The 17,941-nt window shown below is 69.6% G+C and carries 15 protein-coding genes; 6 read left to right on the top strand and 9 right to left on the bottom strand.

Features of this window, described 5'->3' with window-relative positions; translation table 11 throughout:
• Nucleotides 1-5: 5 nt before the first annotated feature.
• Nucleotides 6-404 carry a hypothetical protein gene (locus ASF40_RS12415; protein WP_157549648.1) on the bottom strand — a complete coding sequence of 133 codons (399 nt, stop codon included), beginning with the start codon at nt 402-404 and terminating at the stop codon, nt 6-8.
• A 582-nt stretch (nt 405-986) separates the two neighbouring features.
• On the opposite strand from ASF40_RS12415, the gene ASF40_RS12410 reads away from it, so the two are divergent.
• Genes ASF40_RS12410 through ASF40_RS12390 form a run of 5 tightly spaced genes read left to right on the top strand, consistent with a single transcriptional unit; the run spans nt 987 to nt 9,016 of the window.
• Nucleotides 987-4,694 (top strand): nitrate reductase subunit alpha, encoded by a 3,708-nt coding sequence (locus ASF40_RS12410; RefSeq protein WP_056369445.1) that lies wholly within the window; start codon nt 987-989, stop codon nt 4,692-4,694.
• Complete coding sequence (narH, locus tag ASF40_RS12405; RefSeq protein WP_056369443.1) at nt 4,694-6,385, top strand: nitrate reductase subunit beta; 1,692 nt, start codon at nt 4,694-4,696, stop codon at nt 6,383-6,385. The genes ASF40_RS12410 and narH overlap by 1 nt, the downstream gene beginning before the upstream one ends.
• Nucleotides 6,382-7,005 carry a nitrate reductase molybdenum cofactor assembly chaperone gene (gene narJ / locus ASF40_RS12400; RefSeq protein WP_056369441.1) on the top strand — a complete coding sequence of 208 codons (624 nt, stop codon included), beginning with the start codon at nt 6,382-6,384 and terminating at the stop codon, nt 7,003-7,005. The genes narH and narJ overlap by 4 nt, the downstream gene beginning before the upstream one ends.
• On the top strand, nt 7,005-7,793 hold the full coding sequence (gene narI, locus ASF40_RS12395) for a respiratory nitrate reductase subunit gamma (RefSeq protein ID WP_056369439.1): 789 nt from the start codon (nt 7,005-7,007) through the stop codon (nt 7,791-7,793). The genes narJ and narI overlap by 1 nt, the downstream gene beginning before the upstream one ends.
• Nucleotides 7,790-9,016: a nitrate/nitrite transporter gene (locus tag ASF40_RS12390; RefSeq protein ID WP_045298044.1), complete on the top strand. Its 1,227-nt coding sequence runs from the start codon at nt 7,790-7,792 to the stop codon at nt 9,014-9,016. The genes narI and ASF40_RS12390 overlap by 4 nt, the downstream gene beginning before the upstream one ends.
• 22 nt (nt 9,017-9,038) lie before the next feature.
• On the opposite strand, the gene ASF40_RS12385 is transcribed toward ASF40_RS12390, so the two are convergent.
• The 5 genes from ASF40_RS12385 to ASF40_RS12365 are packed head-to-tail and all read right to left on the bottom strand — an operon-like array spanning nt 9,039 to nt 13,402.
• Nucleotides 9,039-9,341 carry a hypothetical protein gene (locus ASF40_RS12385; RefSeq protein ID WP_056369437.1) on the bottom strand — a complete coding sequence of 101 codons (303 nt, stop codon included), beginning with the start codon at nt 9,339-9,341 and terminating at the stop codon, nt 9,039-9,041.
• On the bottom strand, nt 9,338-9,784 hold the full coding sequence (locus ASF40_RS12380) for a GNAT family N-acetyltransferase (protein WP_056369435.1): 447 nt from the start codon (nt 9,782-9,784) through the stop codon (nt 9,338-9,340). Before ASF40_RS12380 ends, ASF40_RS12385 begins: the two co-directional genes overlap by 4 nt.
• Nucleotides 9,785-9,811: 27 nt before the next feature.
• Complete coding sequence (locus tag ASF40_RS12375; protein WP_200919485.1) at nt 9,812-10,477, bottom strand: DNA alkylation repair protein; 666 nt, start codon at nt 10,475-10,477, stop codon at nt 9,812-9,814.
• Nucleotides 10,470-11,060 (bottom strand): isochorismatase family protein, encoded by a 591-nt coding sequence (locus tag ASF40_RS12370; protein WP_056369430.1) that lies wholly within the window; start codon nt 11,058-11,060, stop codon nt 10,470-10,472. Before ASF40_RS12370 ends, ASF40_RS12375 begins: the two co-directional genes overlap by 8 nt.
• The gene (locus ASF40_RS12365) at nt 11,057-13,402 is read right to left on the bottom strand and encodes an MMPL family transporter (RefSeq protein WP_056369428.1); all 2,346 of its coding nucleotides are present in this window, start codon (nt 13,400-13,402) and stop codon (nt 11,057-11,059) included. Before ASF40_RS12365 ends, ASF40_RS12370 begins: the two co-directional genes overlap by 4 nt.
• Nucleotides 13,403-13,495: 93 nt before the next feature.
• Here ASF40_RS12365 and ASF40_RS12360 point away from each other — a divergent pair, with 93 nt between their 5' ends.
• Nucleotides 13,496-14,452 carry an EamA family transporter gene (locus ASF40_RS12360; RefSeq protein ID WP_056369426.1) on the top strand — a complete coding sequence of 319 codons (957 nt, stop codon included), beginning with the start codon at nt 13,496-13,498 and terminating at the stop codon, nt 14,450-14,452.
• Between the two features lie 27 nt (nt 14,453-14,479).
• On the opposite strand, the gene ASF40_RS12355 is transcribed toward ASF40_RS12360, so the two are convergent.
• The 3 genes from ASF40_RS12355 to ASF40_RS12345 all read right to left on the bottom strand — a co-directional run bounded on the left by ASF40_RS12355 (nt 14,480) and on the right by ASF40_RS12345 (nt 17,924).
• Nucleotides 14,480-14,875: a hypothetical protein gene (locus ASF40_RS12355; protein WP_056369423.1), complete on the bottom strand. Its 396-nt coding sequence runs from the start codon at nt 14,873-14,875 to the stop codon at nt 14,480-14,482.
• Between the two features lie 102 nt (nt 14,876-14,977).
• Entirely contained in the window at nt 14,978-15,166 is a 189-nt protein-coding gene (locus ASF40_RS12350; protein ID WP_235560220.1) for a twin-arginine translocase TatA/TatE family subunit, read from the bottom strand.
• 13 nt (nt 15,167-15,179) lie between these two features.
• Nucleotides 15,180-17,924, bottom strand: a complete 2,745-nt coding sequence (locus ASF40_RS12345) for an exo-rhamnogalacturonan lyase family protein (protein WP_056369420.1) — start codon at nt 17,922-17,924, stop codon at nt 15,180-15,182.
• Nucleotides 17,925-17,941 lie beyond the last annotated feature (17 nt).

The raw sequence follows: 17,941 nt of genomic DNA, 5'->3' as shown, positions 1-17,941 counted from the left end.
CCGAGCTATCGGTCCATCGCTCGGCGCATCGCCTCAGACCGCCAGTTCACGCCGCCCCGCTCGAGCGTCACGATCGCGTGGCAGTTGCGACACCGAACATCGCACTTGGCGATCTCCTCTTCGAGCTTGGCGATGCTGAAGCCTTCCCGCACCATTGCCATGACGTCCTTGCGTTTCCCGTCGCCGGGTCGATGATCGAAATCGAGCACGCGCAAGTCACCGATCCCGCAGTCGACGCACGGGTGCTCGCGGAGATATACGGCGAGGAAGGCTTTCGCCGCCGCGCGACGCATCGCCGTGCGTTCCACGATGACCTGCACATGCCGCTCGCGATTGCGGGCGTAGTAAGGCGCGGGCAGACTCGCGATTGCAGTGTCGGCAGACCTCCTGCAGACCATCGGCACGCGCGGACTTCCGGTTGAACTCGGTGAGGGGCTTGAACTCACGGCACGTCCCGCAGCGTTTCAGCACGTTGGTCGGCCTCCTCGCCTGGATCGAACATCAGTAGCGCCGATCGTAGAGCCGGGCACCGACGCTCCGAGCATCGCTCTCGGATTGCTAGGGTGGACAGGCCCCTATAGCTCAGTTGGTTAGAGCAACGGACTTCAACAGAACAAAATGGAGCGCCGGCGCAGAAATGCGTCGGATGACCGCCGCTATATGCTGGGACGCCCTGAGAGCCCGAGGTACTCGCCGGAGACGGCAGTGACAATCCGAGGGATTGGGTAATCAGCAGGTAACCGCAAGGGAACCTCAGAGACTACACGCGGCGCACCTGACCGGTCCGGCCGAAGGTGAAGATATAGTCCAGACTGCAAGCCGGAGACGGTGGCTGGGGAAAGCCCAGTGCAGCAGGTTAATCCGTGGGTCCAGGGTTCGAGTCCCTGTGGGGGCACCACTTCCACTCGATCGAGCGGCCGTCCAGCCGTCGGTTTCCGGCGCGCCCCCCTGGTGCAACATCCGGACGTTTCGCTAGGGTCCGAGTCATGACGCCCCAGATCGGTGTGGACGGTCCGGCTTCCGACGCCTTGCTGCGCGCAGGGCGGTTCTTCACGAGGTGGGACGAAACCGCCGATCATCGTGCCGCCTTCCTCGAAGGCGGGCGCGAGGGCGACGCGTTCTACCGCGATCGGTGGAGCCACGACAAGGTCGTCCGGTCGACGCACGGCGTGAACTGTACGGGCTCCTGTTCGTGGAAGGTGTACGTCAAGGACGGCATCATCACGTGGGAGGCCCAGGAGACCGACTATCCGAGCGTCGGCCCCGACCGTCCCGAGTACGAGCCCCGCGGGTGTCCCCGCGGGGCTGCTTTTTCGTGGTACACCTACTCCCCCACCCGCGTGCGCTACCCGTACATCCGGGGCGTGCTGCTCGAGGAATACCGCGCGGCGAAGGCCCGCACCGGTGACCCGGTGCTCGCTTTCGGCGAGATCACGAAGAACCCCGAGACGCGCCGCCGCTACCAGCAGGCGCGCGGCAAGGGGGGTCTCGTGCGCGCGTCATGGCGCGAGGCGGTCGAGCTCGTCGCCGCCGGGTACGTGCACACGATCAAGGAGTACGGCCCCGACCGGGTGGCGGGCTTCTCGCCGATCCCGGCGATGTCGATGGTGTCGCACTGCATCGGCACGCGCTTCACGCAGCTCGTCGGCGGCGTGATGACGTCGTTCTACGATTGGTACGCCGACCTCCCGGTCGCGAGCCCGCAGGTGTTCGGCGATCAGACCGATGTTCCCGAGTCCGGTGACTGGTGGGACGCCACGTACCTGATGATGTGGGGCTCGAACGTGCCGGTCACCCGCACGCCCGACGCGCATTGGATGGCCGAGGTGCGCTACCGCGGCACGAAGGTGGTCACGGTCAGCCCTGACTACGCCGACAACACGAAGTTCGCCGACGAATGGCTGCCTTGCCAGGCCGGCACCGACGCGGCACTCGCGATGGCGATGGGCCACGTGGTGCTCAAGGAGAACTACGTCGACCGCCGCGTGCCGTTCTTCGCCGACTTCGCGCGCCAGTACACCGATCTCCCCCACCTCGTGCGGCTCACCGAGCGCGACGGCGCGTATGTTCCCGGCACGTTCGTCACTTCGAAAGACCTCGGCGGCGGCACCCCCGAAGACGAGTGGAAGACGGTGGTGCTGGATGCCGCGACCGGCACTGCGCGCGTGCCCAACGGCTCGATGGGCTTCCGGTACGCCGCCTCCGGCGAGGGTCGCTGGAACCTCGACCTCGAGGGCGTGGAACCGGCGCTGTCCATCGCTGACCTCCCCGCCGCAGCGGGAACTCCTGAGGCCGTGGAAGTTCTGCTCCCCCGCTTCGACTCCGCCGACGGCGAGGGAGCCGTGCTGCACCGAGGCGTCCCGGCGACGCGGGTGGGCGGCATCCTGGTGACGACCGTCCTCGACCTGATGCTCGCCCAGTACGGCGTCCCCCGTGACGGGCTGCCCGGCGACTGGCCGACCGGGCTCGACGACGCCGAGTCTCCGTACACGCCCGCGTGGCAGGAGGAGATCACCGGCGTGCCGGCGCAGGCGTGCACGCGCATCGCACGCGAGTTCGCGGCCAACGCCATCGAGTCGAACGGCCGCTCGATGATCATCATGGGCGCCGGCATCTGTCAGTGGTTCCACGGCGATGCGACGTACCGGGCGATCCTGGCGCTCCTGATCCTCACCGGGTCGATGGGGCGCAACGGCGGCGGCTGGGCGCACTACGTCGGGCAGGAGAAGTGCCGCCCGATCACCGGCTGGCTGTCGCTGGCGAACGCCCTCGACTGGAGCCGCCCCCCGCGGACGATGATCGGCACCGCGTACTGGTACATGCACACCGACCAGTGGCGCTTCGACGGTTACTCCGCCGACGCGCTGGCGTCGCCGCTGGCCGAGGGAAACCTCGCCGGCATGCACACCGCTGACACGATCGCCCAGTCCGCGCGCCTCGGCTGGATGCCGTTCTACCCGCAGTTCGACGTCAACCCGCTCGACCTCGCCGACCGGGCCGACGCGGCGGTGGCGAACGGAGAGGCGGCGGATGCCGCATCCTTCGTCGCCTCGCAGCTCTCCTCCGGCGAGCTCCAGCCCGCGATCGCCGACGTCGACGCGCCGGAGAACTGGCCGCGCCTGCTCACGCTGTGGCGGTCGAACCTCATGGGATCGAGCGCGAAGGGCAACGAGTACTTCCTCAAGTACCTGCTCGGCACGCACAACAACGTGATGGCGACGGACGAGGCGAGCGTGCGCCCGAACGATGTGAAGTGGCACGACGAGATCCCCGAGGGCAAGCTCGACCTGCTCGTGTCGGCCGACTTCCGCATGACCTCGACGACGCTGCTGTCGGACGTCGTCTTCCCGGCCGCGACCTGGTACGAGAAGCACGACCTGTCGTCGACCGACATGCACCCGTTCGTGCACGCCTTCACCCCGGCGATCGACCCGCCGTGGGAGGCGAAGAGCGACTTCGACCTGTTCCATGCGATCGCCGTCGAATTCTCGGCGCAGGCGCGCACCCACCTGGGGACGCGGAAAGACCTCGTCTCCGTGCCGATGCAGCACGACACCCCGGGCGAGACGTCGCAGCCCGGCGGCGAGGTGCGGGACTGGGCGCGCGGCGACACCGCCGGCATCCCGGGCAAGACCATGCCGCAGTTCACGGTCGTGGAGCGCGACTACACCGCGATCGCCGACAAGCTCGCCGCCGTCGGGCCTCTCGCCGACCAGCTCGGGTTCACGATCAAGAACGTGACCTACGACGTGGCGCACGAGGTCGAGCGGCTCGCCCAGAAGAACGGCGTCATGCTCGGGGGCGCAGCCGATGGCAGGCCCGCGATGGACACCGACGTCAAGATGGCCGAGGCGATCCTGGCGTTCTCGGGCACGACGAACGGCGAACTCGCGTCGCAGGGCTTCCGCACCCTCGAGAAGCGCGTGGGCAAGCCGCTCGCCGATCTCGCCGAGGGTTCCGAGGAGAAGCGCATCACGTTCGCGATGACGCAGGCGGCGCCGGTGCCGGTGATCACGTCGCCGGAGTGGTCCGGCTCCGAGACGGGCGGGCGCCGGTACGCGCCGTTCACCGTCAACATCGAGCGGCTCAAGCCCTTCCACACCCTCACCGGGCGCATGCACTTCTACCTCGACCACGCGTGGATGCGCGACCTCGGCGAGGCCCTGCCGATCTACCGCCCGCCGCTCGACATGCACCGCCTGTTCGGCGAGCCGAAGCTCGGCCCGAACGGCGAGCAGCAGGTCGTGGTGCGCTACCTCACGCCCCACTCGAAGTGGTCGATCCACTCCGAGTACCAGGACAACCTCTTCATGCTGTCGCTGTCGCGCGGCGGCCCCACGGTCTGGATGAGTCCGGCGGACGCCGCGGCCATCGGCGCCGCCGACAACGACTGGGTCGAGTGCGTGAACTCGAACGGCGTGCTCGTGGCGCGGGCGATCGTGTCGCATCGCATGCCCACCGGCGTCGTCTACGTGCACCACGCGCAGGAGCGCACGATCGACGTGCCGAAGTCCGAGGCGACCGGCCGGCGCGGAGGCATCCACAACTCCGTCACGAGGCTGCTCGTCAAACCGACGCACCTCATCGGCGGGTACGCGCAGCTGTCGTACACGTTCAACTATCTGGGGCCGACCGGCAATCAACGCGACATGGTGGCGACGGTGCGCCGTCGCTCGCAGGAGGTGGTGTTCTGATGCGCGTGATGGCCCAGATGGGCATGGTCATGAACCTCGACAAGTGCATCGGGTGCCACACCTGCTCGGTCACGTGCAAGCAGGCGTGGACGAACCGGGCCGGCACCGAATACGTCTGGTTCAACAACGTCGAGACCCGGCCCGGCCAGGGCTACCCGCGCCGCTACGAGGACCAGGAGCAGTGGCGCGGCGGGTGGACGCTCAACAAGCGCGGGCGACTGTCGCTGCGCACGGGCAGCCGCGCGAAGCGCCTGTTCTCGATCTTCTCGTCGCCGGTGCAGCCGAAGCTCGAGGACTACTACGAGCCCTGGACCTACGACTACGAGACGCTCATCGACGCGCCCCTCGGCGACGACTTCCCGGTCGCCCGGCCAAAGTCGCTCATCACCGGCGAGGACACGAAGATCACGTGGTCGGCGAACTGGGACGACGACCTCGGCGGCGCGAGCGAGATGGGCCATCTCGACCCGATCGTCGAGCGCGTGCGGCGCGAGTCGGAAGACAAGATCAAGCTGCAGTTCGAGAAGACGTTCATGTTCTACCTGCCGCGGATCTGCGAGCACTGCCTCAACCCGTCGTGCATGGCGTCGTGCCCGTCGGGCGCGATCTACAAGCGGGCCGAGGACGGCATCGTGCTCGTCGACCAGGACCGCTGCCGCGGCTGGCGCCAGTGCATCACCGGCTGCCCCTACAAGAAGATCTACTTCAACCACAAGACCGGCAAGGCCGAGAAGTGCACGCTGTGCTATCCGCGCCTCGAGGTCGGCATCCCCACCGTCTGCTCCGAGACGTGCGTCGGGCGCCTGCGCTACCTCGGCCTCTTCCTCTACGACGCCGACCGCGTCACCGAGGCGGCATCGACGCCCGATGAGAAGGACCTGTACGAGGCGCAGCTCGACCTCATGCTCGACCCGAACGACCCCGAGGTGATCGCGGCGGTCCGCGCACAGGGCGACATCCCCGACGACTGGATGGATGCCGCGCGCCGCTCGCCCGTCTACGCCCTGGCGAAGACCTACCGGGTGGCGCTGCCGCTGCACCCCGAGTACCGCACCATGCCGATGGTCTGGTACATCCCGCCGCTGTCGCCGATCGTCGACCTGCTGCGCGACCAGGGACACGACTCGGAGGCCGCCGGCACCCTCTTCGGCGCGATCGAGGCGCTGCGGATCCCCGTCGAGTACCTCGCCGAGCTCTTCACCGCGGGCGACACCGACATCATCACCGGCGTGCTGTGGCGCCTCGCCGCGATGCGCTCGTACCTGCGCGACATCACGCTCGAGCGCGAGCGCGACGAGTCGATCCCCGAGGCCGTCGGCATGACCGGCGAGTCCATCTACGCGATGTACCGGCTGCTCGCGATCGCCAAGTACGAGGACCGCTACGTCATCCCGACCGCCCACTACGAGCGCGCGCACGAACTCGAAGAACTCGGCTGCTCGCTCGACTTCGACGGCGGCCCGTACGGCAACGAGTCGGGCATGTTCGGCGAGGCCAGCGGCCGGCCCGTCCCCGTCGCGGTCGAGACCTTCCACGCCCTCAAGGAGCGCCAGACCTCCGACGCCGCCGCCGGCGGGGAGTCGCTGCGCGGCCGCGTCAACCTCCTCAACTGGGACGGCAACGGCGCACCGCCCGGTCTCTTCCCGCCGAAGGATGCGGCTCCGGATGCCTCGGCAGGGGGCTCGTCGTGAACGTCCGGGTGGTCTACCAGGCAGCGTCGCTGTGCCTGAGCTACCCGGATGACGGCGTGCTCGGCTCTGCCGCCCTGATCGGCCGCGCCCTGTCGGAGGCGGCGCCTCGGGCGGCAGCATCCTTCGCCCCTCTCCTCGAGTGGTGGGAGAAGACGCCGGCCTCCGAGGTGCAGACCGTGTACGTCGACACGTTCGACATGTCACGGCGCCACGCGCTGTACCTGAGCTATTGGACCGATGGCGACACGCGCCGGCGCGGCGCGGTGCTCGCCGATCTGAAGCGGCGGTACCGCGAGTCTGGGCTCACGATCGACGGCACGGGCGAGCTGCCCGATTTCCTGCCGCTCGTGCTCGAGTTCGCACGGCACGCGCCGGGCGAGGGCGCGGCGCTGCTGCAGGAGTACCGGCCCAGTCTCGAGCTCATCCGCCTCGCCCTCGCCGAGCGCGGCTCGCCGTACGCCGGCGTCGTCGCGGCGGTGTGCGACACGCTTCCCGGCCGCTCCCCCGCCGACCGCCAGCAGGCGATGGCGATGGCAGCCGCCGGACCGCCGCGCGAGTCCGTCGGCCTCGACGCCCACGACCCACGGCTGCTGCCGCTCGAGCCGGTCGGGAGGCGCTGATGGACCTGTTCCTGTGGGGAATCCTCCCCTACATCATGGTCGCGGTGCTCGTCGGCGGCACGATCTGGCGCTACCGCTACGACCAGTTCGGCTGGACCACGCGCTCGTCGCAGCTCTACGAGTCGCGGCTGCTGCGCATCGGCTCGCCGCTGTTCCACTTCGGCATCCTCGTCGTGATCATCGGCCACGTCATCGGCCTCGTGATCCCCAAGGCGTGGACCGACTTCTTCGGCATCTCGGATGAGATGTACCACCTCGCCGCGCTGGGTCTCGGCACCGTGGCGGGGATCGCGACGCTCGTCGGCGTCGGCATCCTGATCTACCGCCGCCGCACCACCGGACCGGTGTTCATGGCCACGACGAAGAACGACAAGACCATGTACGTCGTGCTGGTGGCCGCCATCGTCGCGGGCCTCGCGACCACGGTGCTGGGGGTCATCGGGCCGCACCAGGAGCTCACCTACCGCGACACGGTCTCACCGTGGTTCCGGTCGCTGTTCGTCTTCCAGCCGAACATCGCCGCGATGAGCGAGGCGTCGCTCGACTACCAGATCCACACCGTGATCGGCATGGTGCTGTTCATGATCTGGCCGTTCACCCGGCTCGTGCATGCGTTCACGGCGCCGGTGCACTACCTGTTCCGCCCGTACATCATCTACCGCTCGCGCGACGGGCGGCCGACGACGGCGCGCGGGATCCGCCGCGGCTGGGCGCCCGTGGGCACCACCGACCGCACCCCCGACCGCAAGGCGACCACCACAGGCAAGACGGGAGGCACACGACGATGACGACGGATGCTGCGGCCACGGCCGCGACCGGGACCCAGGAACTGCCCGGCCGCACGAAGAACCTCCTGCTGGCACTGCTGGCCTTCACCATCACGTTCTGGGCGTGGAACCTGGTCGCACCGCTCGCGGTGCAGTACACGGCTGAGATGGGGCTGACCTCGACGGAGGCGTCGCTGCTCATCGCGACGCCGGTGCTGGTCGGATCGCTCGGCCGCATCCTCACCGGTGCGTTCACCGATCGCTTCGGCGGGCGCCTGATGTTCACGGTCCTGACGGCGGCGTCTGCCGTGCCCGTGGTACTGGTGGCCCTCGCCGGCGTGTGGGGCTCCTACGCGCTCATGATCGCCTTCGGGTTCCTGCTCGGCATCGCCGGCACGACCTTCGCGATCGGCATCCCCTTCGTGAACGCCTGGTACGAGCCCGCCAAGCGCGGCTTCGCCACCGGCCTCTTCGGTGCCGGCATGGGCGGCACCGCGCTGTCGTCGTTCTTCACGCCCCGCATGGTGGCGTGGTTCGGCTACGTCGCCACGCACCTCATCATCGCGGGCGCGCTGCTCGTGGTCGCGGTCATCGTCTGGCTCTTCATGCGGGATTCGCCGCTGTGGAAGCCGAACACCGCCCCCGTCATGCCCAAGCTCAAGGCGGCGTCGAAGCTCGCCGTCACGTGGCAGATGGCGTTCCTGTACGCCGTGACCTTCGGCGGCTTCGTCGCCTTCTCGACGTACCTCCCGACCTACCTCAAGGAGGTCTACGGGTACGACCTCGCCGACGCCGGCGCCCGCACCGCGGGCTTCGCGATCGCCGCGGTCATCGCACGACCGGTCGGCGGCTGGCTGTCGGACCGCATCGGGCCGGCGACCGTGCTCAGCATCTCGCTCAGCGGCGCGGCCGTGATGGCGGTGGTGATCGCGCTGCAGCCGCCGCCCGAGCTCGCTGCGGGAGCCTCGTTCGTCCTGATGGCGCTCTTCCTCGGACTCGGCACCGGCGCGGTGTTCACGTGGGTGGCGCAGCGCGCACCGGCCGAACGAGTCGGCACCGTCACCGGAATCGTCGGTGCCGCGGGCGGGCTCGGCGGCTACTTCCCGCCGCTCGTGATGGGCGCGACCTACAACGCCGAGGCCCACAGCTACACGATCGGGCTCAGCCTGCTCTGCCTCACCGCCCTGGTCGCGCTGGGCTTCGTGATCTTCCTGGCCCGGCGGGAGCGGCGCGCGGCGAGATGAGCGACGGGGTGGTGGCGCCTGGTCAGCGGGCGATCGAGGCGGCGACGACCCAGGCGGCGATGCTGAGCACGAGGGCGATCAACGGGTACCAGAACGCGCGATGCTTCCGCGACAGCGCGACGATGCCCGCGACGGCGCCGATCACGGCGAGGGCCAGCGGCAGGTAGCCGCCCAGCACGATCGCCACCGTGTTGTCGTGGTTGCCGATGGCCCACACGAGCGAGACGAAGAAGAGCACCACCGCGGCGCCGACCGAGAACCCGATCAGGAGCAGTGTCGCGACGAGGTCGCCGATGCTCCGCTCCGTCGGGGCCGAGGCGCTCATCGGCCGAGCCCGATCTCGTAGTGCACGAAGCCGGTGTGCGTCGCGACACGGTCGTAGAGGGCCCGCGCGGTGGTGTTGGTCTCCTGCGTGAGCCAGTACACCTTCGCCGCGTCGTGCGCGCGCGCCCACTCGGTGACGTGGGCGATGAGGGCGCGACCCACGCCGCTGCCGCGCGTGCCGGGGGCGACGAAGAGATCCTCGAGGTACACGTAGGGCGCCGCCGACCACGTGGCCGCGTGCGTGAGCCAGTGGACGAAGCCGATGGCGCGCCCGTCGTCGGTCGCGACCGCCCCGTGGATCGGGAACTGCGGGTCGAGGAGGCGGTTCCACGTCAGCGCGGTCTGCTCGTCCGACACCTCGGACTCGTAGAACTCGATGTAGCCGCGCCAGAGCGGGAGCCAGGCGTCGCGGTCGGCAGGGGCGAGGGGGCGGATCTCGGTCACGAGCCCGAGAGTAGCGGGTCGCCCGCCTCAGATGAGCGCGGTGCGGGCGGTGCGTCGCGCGTGCGCGCTGAGGTCGTCGCCTCGCCGCGCGAGGAACTCCTCCAGCCGGCCGGGGTCGACCCGGCCGATCTCGCGCAGAGCGACGCCCACGTTCGTCTGCACCAGGTGCTCCGGATCGTCCGCGAGGATCTCGCACAGCGCGAGCGGGTCGTCGAGGTCCCGGGCGCGGATGATCGAGAAGGCGGCGGTGATCGCCGTGCGCCGATGCCAGCGGTCGTCGGAGCGGGCGAGCTCGAACAGCACGTCGCGCGGGTGGTCGAGCAGGTAGAGCCCCACGACGCGCGGCGCGGACCGGTCGATGTAGTCCCAGGTGTCGATGCGATCGAGACGCCGCATCCACAGTTCGTAGAGTGCCGCGCGGTCGACGCCCTTCATTCGCGCCTGGAAGTCGAGGATCGACACCGCCACCATGCGCATCTCATATGCGTCGGAGTCGAGCAGCCGGTCGACCTCGGTGAGCGGCATCCGCGAGTTCGCCTTCGCGATGTCGAACACGGTCCCCATGCGCACGCCGATCACCTCGGTGCGCGCGTCTGTCATGCGCCGCTCGATCTTGGCGCGTTCGTCGGCGGATGCTGCGTCCTCGAGCGCCGCGCGGACGCCCTCGGCGGTCGGCGCCCCGGGCTCAGTCACCGCCCTCGAGCCCTGACGGCCGCAGTTCGGCGCCGGCGTGCGCGAGCTCGGCGAGCGCCGCATCGCTGGATTCCGCCGCGACGCCGGCGATGAGGTCGGTGAGGACGCGGACGTGACGGCCATGATCGATGGCGTCGAGCGCCGAGGCCCGCACGCAGTAGTCGGTGGCGATGCCGGTGACGTCGACGTCGACCACGCCGTGCTCCTCGAGGAGGTACGCGACGGTCACGCCGTCATCGGTCGTGCCCTCGAACAGTGAGTACGCGGGCTTGCCCTGCCCCTTCTTGACGTGGTGGGTCACCGCCGACGTGTCGAGGCCGGGGTCGTACTCCGCGCCCTCGGTACCGCTGACGCAATGGACCGGCCACGTGTCGACGAAGTCCGGCTCCGGGTGGAAGTGCCCGCCGTTGTCACCTTCGGCGTGGTGCCAATCGCGCGAGGCGACGATCACGGCGTACTCCTCGGCATGGGTGACGAGGAACTCCGAGATGCGCTGCGCCACAGCGTCCCCGCCCTCCACGCCCAGCGCACCACCCTCGGTGAAGTCGTTCTGGACGTCGACGATGAACAGCGCCTTGCTCATGGTTCGAGCGTACGCCTGTACTCCTCGCGCGTGAGCGGGTGCCCGTCGCCCGCCACGAGCTCGGGGTCGATCTCGGCGGGCAGCGCGTCGGCAGACCCAGCGACCGGCTTCACGGGCTCGGCGACGCTCGCGCCGGTCCCTGAGCCTGTCGAACCGCCGATGTCCCGCCGCCACAGCTTCGACGGCCACCAGATCGCCTTGCCGATGTCGTACGAGAGCGCCGGCACCAGGAGCGACCGCACGATGAACGTGTCGAGCAGCACTCCGAACGCGACGATGAACGCGATCTGCGCGAGGAACAGGATCGGGATCACACCGAGCGCCGCGAAGGTCGCCGCGAGGACCAGACCCGCCGAGGTGATCACCCCGCCGGTGGCGACGAGGCCGCGGAGGATGCCGGGTCTCGTCCCGTGGACGAGCGACTCCTCACGCACTCGCGACATCAGGAAGATGTTGTAGTCCACGCCGAGCGCCACGAGGAACACGAAGCCGTACAGCGGCACGGCGGGATCCGCCCCCGGGAAGCCGAACACCTCGTTGAAGACCAGCGCGCTGACGCCGAGCGCCGTCGCGAACGAGAGGATGACGGTGCCGATGAGCAGCACGGGCGCCAGGATCGAGCGCAGCAGCAGCATCAGGATGACGAGGATCACCGCGAGGATCACCGGGATGATCACCGTGCGGTCGCGCGTCGATGTGTCGTTGGTGTCGATGTCGGTGGCCGTCTCGCCGCCGACGACCGCGGTGCCGGCGCCGAGCGTCTCGTCGAGGTCGGCGCGGAGGTCACGGACGGTGTCCTCCGCGGCGACGGAGTCGGCAGCATCCGTCAGCGTTCCGATCACGAGCACGTCGCCCTCGGACACCGTCGGCGTGGGCGCGGGTGTGCCGGGCGGGCCCACTGCGGTGAACACCGGCTCGCCGTCCTCGACCGTGACCTCTGCCTGCCCCGTCGGGGAGTCGTCCGAGGCGACCGACACGGACTCGATCCCGTCCGATGCCTCGACGACGCCGACCGCGTCGGCGAGGTCCTCTTCGGGCACGATCACGTACACCGGCGAGCCGGAGCCTGCAGGGAAGTGCTCGGCGAGAACCTCCTGGCCGTCGCGCGCCTCGGAGGAGCCGAGCACGAGATCGCTCGTCGGCACACCGTCGGCCTTGAGCTGCGTGATGCCGACGGCGCCCGCGAGCAGCACGATCGTGCAGGCGATCCACACGACGCGCGCGTGACGGGCGACGAACCGCGCCTGGCGCGGCCAGAGGCCCTTGACCGGCTGCGTGAGGTCGTCGGGGATCATCGCGATCGGCTTCTTCGGGATGAAGGGCCAGAAGGCCGATCGCCCGAACAGCGCCAGGAGCGCCGGCAGGAAGGTCAGCGCCGACAGCATCGAGAACGCGATCCCGATGGACGCGATCGGTCCGAGCGCACGGTTGGTCGCGAGGTCCGAGAGCAGCAGGCACAGCAGGCCGGCGATCACCGTGCCGCCCGAGGCGAGGATCGGCTCGAAGGCTCCGCGCCACGCCGAGAGCGTGGCATCCCATTTCGACATGCCGGTCGCGATGGATTCGCGGAACCGGGCGACGTACAGGAGGGCGTAGTCGGTCGCCGCGCCGATCACGAGGATGAACAGGATACCCTGCACCTGCCCGTTGAGCACGACGATGCCGGCGTACGCGAGCCACCACACCGTCAGCAACGCCACGCACAGCGCGAACACCGACGTCAGGAGCACCAGCACCGGCAGCAGCGGCGAGCGGTAGACGATCACGAGGATCAGGAACACCGCGATCAGCGCGACGCCGAGCAAGAGCCCGTCGATCCCCAGGAAGCCCTCGACGAGATCGGCGGTGAAGCCGGCAGGACCGGTGACCCAGCCCTCGAGCCCGGCCGGCAGGTCCTCGGCGACGAGCGAGCGGATCTCTTCGACGGTCGGCCCCACTTCACCCGAGGCGTCGATGGGAACGAAGATCTGCACCGCCTCGCCGTCCTCCGACGGGATCGGCGGCGACACGTCCTCCTGCACCCCCTCGACCTCGGCGATGTCGTCGGCGAGCGCCTGCACGTCGGCGATGTCGTCGTCCGAGAGCTCACCGTCGCCCGTGACAACGACCACCGCGGGGATGCTCTCGCCGCCGAGGAACCCGGCAAGCCGCTCGTTCACCTGCGTCGCGTCCGCGCTCTCGGGGAGGAACGACGAGCGGTCGTTGCTCGACACCTCGTCGACCTTGCCGAAGTACGGGCCGCCGATGGATCCCACGGTCAGCCAGATGAGCACGAGGAGAGCGGGGATCCCGATCCGCAGCCAGCCCGAGGGGCGACGGTTCGCGTGGTGAGCCGAAGTCATATCGCTAGCTTATCTAGCGAATTGGCATCGGTTCGACACTTGACATCAGTCGCCGGATCGATGTCGTTCGCCGCGCTTCTATGCTGGGTCGCGATGATCTCCGCCGCCATCGCCCTCGTGGGCGCCGTCGTCTACGGCTCAGCGGACTTCCTGGGGGGCCTCGCGGCCCGGCGCCTGCGCTCGATCGTGGTGACGGCGGTCGCCGCACTCTCCGGTCTCGTGGCCCTGCTCGTCGCCCAGCCACTGTTCGGTGGCGTGTGGTCGGCACCCGACGTGGCGTGGGGGGTGCTCGGCGGCATCTTCAGCGTGGCCGCGATCGCGTTGCTGTACGCGTGTCTCGCGATCGGGCCGATGAGCATCCTGTCGCCGCTGACCGCGGTCGTGTCGGCCATCGCCCCGATGCTGTGGGGGCTGCTCGTGAACGGCGACGCGCTCGCACCCATCGGGTACGCCGGGCTCGGCGTGGCACTCGTCGCCGTCGTGCTGGTGGGTTTCATCCCCGGCGAGAGGATCGTCCGGCCGAGCGCCCGCGGCCTGGCGATGGCGGTCGGCGCCGGCCTCGCCATCGGCGCATTCCTCATCGTGCTCGATCAGACCTCGGACGACAGCGGCCTTGTGCCGCTCGTGACGAGCCGCGCGACGAGCGCCGTCGTGACGGGTGCCATCGTCGGCGTGCTGGCCCTCGCCGCCCTGCGCCGCGGCGAGCGTGCCCGCTCGGTCCTCCCCGTCGCCGGTCTCCCCCTGGGCGCGACGCCGAGTGGGCACGCCGACCTCGAGCACGCGGCCGCGGGCGTCGGGCGCATCGTCGCCTCGACGCGTCAGGCGTGGTGGCTGGCGATCGCGTGCGGGATCGCGGATGCCGCGGCCAACGCCCTGGCCCTGTTCGCGCTGCGCACGGGCGACCTGGCCGTCGTGTCGGCGCTCACCGCGCTGTATCCCGCCGGCACGATCCTGCTCGCGGCCATCGTGCTGCGCGAGCGCGTCGCCGCGGTGCAGTGGATCGGCCTCGGCCTCGCGCTGACCGCCGGGGGCATGCTCGCCGTCGCGTGAACCCCGGCCGCAGACGGGATCGGCGGATCAGCCGCGCACGAACAGCATGACGAGCGACGTCACCAGGGCCACCACGCCGAGCGCCAGCATCCCGATCGCGAGTCGGGTGACCGCCCGCACCGCGGGGGAACCGTGGGTCAGCCGCATGCGGTTCCGCGATCCGCGGCGCACGAAGATGTCGGCCATGTCGGCGTCGCCGATGTGGTGGTCCTGCTCGTGGGTGAGGTGTGCCTCGCCGACGCCGCCGTCCTCGTCGAACCAGCGTACGAGCCGGCCGTTCGGACCGGTCTCGACGACCGCGCGCACCGGCAGCCACGTGCCGTCGAGGAGATACATGATGAGTGCGACACCTGCGAGGAGTGCGCCGACGCCGAACCCGATCCACGAGAAGATCTCGGCGAGGGCGTCGATCGCCTGAGACACCGCATCACCGTCCTTCGGATACGGAAAACGGCCGCTGTGCGCGGCCGTCTCCGGTTCTGAGCCCAGCCTAACGGATCACCCGGCCGGCTTCGGCACCACGTCTCACCGCCATGACGACTCCTTGCCGCCTTCCTCCGAGAGAGCGGTCTCGGTGCGCGTCTCGGTCTTGAGGATCCTCACCGACTGTCCGACGCCCTTCGCCAGAGCGGGCAGGCGCGCCGCGCCGAACAGGAGAAGGATCACGACGAGAAGGAGGATGAGGTGCCAGCCGCCGATGTTCGCGAGCAACACGTCGTCCTCCCCGTCAGATCTGGTCGCCGACGAGCGCGAGACACTGGATGGCGGCGAGCCCGTACTGCGCGCTCGCGTTGGTGCCGAACGGGGCGTCGTCGACCGGATTGAGCACCGTCGGCCCATCGATCCGCGTCGAGGTGAAGGCGAGGCCCTCGGCATACCCGGCGTGGCCGGTGCGGAACTCCTTCCATGCGCGCTTGGCGAGTGTGGTGTCGCCGAGCTGGTGCGCCGCGTACGCGGTGGCCCGCGAGTACGCCTGACGGAGGTTCTGGCTCCCCCACGAGACGCCGGTCACCGCCGCCTGCTCGGCCGACGTGCCGTTGTAGAGGCGGCAGTAGTTGACCCACTGCTCGGTCACCTGGGGGTCGTCGATCAGATCGATGAGCTCGGTCATGAGCTCGATGAGCCCGAACACCGAGTCGAGCGAGCCGACCGACACCGTCTTCTCGGTCTCCTCCCCGAACGTGCCGTCAGCCAGGTTGTAGCGCGGCGTGCCTCCCTGCGCCCATCCGTTCGGCAGCGCGGCGATCGTCTTGGCGCCGTTCACGAGCTTCGCCTGTGCGATCGGATCGCCGTTGCGCTCCCATTCGGCGAGCCACGCCAGCGCGAGCGCACCCCAGTCGGTCGTGGTCGAGACGCTCAGCGCGTCGGGCTGCGGGTCGTACGCATCCGTGCGGATCTTGCGGGAGGGGTCGAGCACGAGGAAGGTCTTGTCGGCGTCGACGAGGTCGCGCATGAGGTCGCCCACACGTTCGTCGGCGGTGAGGAAGTAGTAGAACCGGCGGTAGCCCGCATTGCTGATGCGCTGCTGCTTCGCGCTGTCACCCCAATGCATGATGCCGTGCCGCGTGCCCAGGTCGGCCCATTTGCCGAGGTGGTAGACGTCGACCTCGCCGGTGTGCCGCGTCATCGCCTCGGCGAAGCGGAACGCGGCGGCATCGCCGGTGCGCAGGTAGTGGTACCACAGCCACATGTCGGTGCTGAGCTCGGAGTTGTCCCACGCGTAGCCGCCCACGTCGTACCGCCACACGTGCCGGTCGCGGTCGAAGTCGTGCATGACGTCGCCATAGTCCCAGAACCCGTACCAGGAACGCTGGTCCACCTGCTGGACGTACCAGGAGTGCATGAAGGCCAGCTTGTCCTCGATCGTGGTCTTGGCGAAGTTGGAGCGGTCGACCGGCGCCCAGGATCCGAACACGCCCGCCGAGTGATTGTGCTGCGGACTGCTCACCAGGAGCGGAGGCGTGGCCGCAGCATCCGCCATCGCACTGAAATCTGCGGCGGACGGCGTCGCCCCGAGCGCCCAGAAGCTCAGCTCCGTCGTGCGTGCGACACCGTACGGGGTGCCGAATCCGGGCTCGTAGTCCTCGTACGTGATCTCGAGCGCGTCGAGCTGCTTCTCGTACGTGTCCTGGCCCAGGCCGTCGTGGTAGAACCGCAGGTCCATCGCCTCGGCGCGCGGCGACCACATCCACACCGTCGCAGTCGCCTTGTCGGTCGAGGCGCCGGTGATCTCGAGCTCGGTCGGGTGCAGCTGCCAGAAGTTGCGCATGCCGAAGGCGAGTCCGCCGCCCGGCGTGCCGACGTACGCGAGACCGCGCGAGCGCGTCCCGCCATCGGCACGGATCCACGAGTGGCCGGCGGACGTGCGCTTGCGGATCTCGAACCCGTGGGCCGTCAGCTGGCTGAGGCTGTAGTCGCCGAACGCGGGGATCCACTGCAGCCGTGAGGTGACCCGCTGGTCCCACGTGGCAGGGTCGGGCGTCCACGTGCCGGCGATCTGCGCGTTGCGCGCGGCCGCCCCGGGGTCGCGACGCTGACCGGTGATCCCACGGACGGCCTCGCCGAGCACGCCCTGCCCCGCACCCGCGAAGCGCACGTGGCGGTCATGCAACTGCGCGGCGAGCGGGACGGTGAAGCGGATGCCGAGCCCGTTGATGAAGTCCTTGTTCTCGTCGCCGTCGAAGACGAAGGTGTGCACGACACGGATGCCGTCGGAGCCTGCGTACAGGTAGAAGCGAAGGTCGAACGGCAGCCACGAGCGCTTGCCTTTCTTATGCGTGCCCTTCACGCGGATGACGGCGCGGACCGGACCGGACTGCTCGACGATGACCTCGCCCACGTCGCCCTGGAACCACTCGTTGTCGATCTTGTCGCCGGCGTCGGTGTCGGGCACATTCTGGCGCCCGGCGACGAGGCGGCCCTCCTCGGCGATGATCGTGTTGCCGCGGCGGATGAGGGAGACGATGCTCTTGCCGTTGCGGGGGAACTCGACGGTGACGACGCCGGTGTCGACGACGACCTTGCCGGGGTTCTCGGTGACTTTGACGGGCGCCGCCGGCGCGGCGGCGGTGCCGGGCTGCAGGGAGTACGTCGTCGACCGCTCGACGGAGGCGGCCACGGCGTGGGCGGTCCATTTCACCGATCCGTCAGGCCACCAGCCTGTCGGCCACGTCTGGACCGGGACGCTCGCGCCGCTCTCGGCGACGAGCGCGAAGGACTGATCGGGCGCCAGCGCGCCCTTCGGCCACGGCACGCCCCACGTGGTGCCCGCGGTCAGCTGGGACGGCACCCCGTCCTCGAGCCAGCGCAGCGAGACCGGATCGTGGCCTGTGAGCCGGGCGGGCACGATCCGCCCGAAGGCGTCGCGCGCGGCCGGGGCGGCGTTCGCGGTGCTCGTCGACGCGAAGGTGAACGCGGTGGCGACGCCGGCGGCGAGAGACGTCTGCAGCAGTCCGCGACGGCTGATGTCCATGTGTGTGACTCCTCATC

The organism is Microbacterium sp. Leaf288 (assembly GCF_001422925.1).
GTDB lineage: Bacteria > Actinomycetota > Actinomycetes > Actinomycetales > Microbacteriaceae > Microbacterium.
Note: the sequence above shows the minus strand (reverse complement) of the source record. Positions and strands in the feature narration are given on the sequence as shown.

Bases quoted from the DNA above. Each gene is read 5' to 3' on its own strand.
- ASF40_RS12370 (WP_056369430.1), bottom strand. From the start codon at position 11,060: ATGAGCAAGGCGCTGTTCATCGTCGACGTCCAGAACGACTTCACCGAG.
- ASF40_RS12390 (WP_045298044.1), top strand. From the start codon at position 7,790: ATGACGACGGATGCTGCGGCCACGGCCGCGACCGGGACCCAGGAACTG.
- narH (WP_056369443.1), top strand. From the start codon at position 4,694: ATGCGCGTGATGGCCCAGATGGGCATGGTCATGAACCTCGACAAGTGC.
- ASF40_RS12365 (WP_056369428.1), bottom strand. From the start codon at position 13,402: ATGACTTCGGCTCACCACGCGAACCGTCGCCCCTCGGGCTGGCTGCGG.
- ASF40_RS12410 (WP_056369445.1), top strand. From the start codon at position 987: ATGACGCCCCAGATCGGTGTGGACGGTCCGGCTTCCGACGCCTTGCTG.
- ASF40_RS12385 (WP_056369437.1), bottom strand. From the start codon at position 9,341: ATGAGCGCCTCGGCCCCGACGGAGCGGAGCATCGGCGACCTCGTCGCG.
- narI (WP_056369439.1), top strand. From the start codon at position 7,005: ATGGACCTGTTCCTGTGGGGAATCCTCCCCTACATCATGGTCGCGGTG.
- ASF40_RS12345 (WP_056369420.1), bottom strand. From the start codon at position 17,924: ATGGACATCAGCCGTCGCGGACTGCTGCAGACGTCTCTCGCCGCCGGC.
- ASF40_RS12360 (WP_056369426.1), top strand. From the start codon at position 13,496: ATGATCTCCGCCGCCATCGCCCTCGTGGGCGCCGTCGTCTACGGCTCA.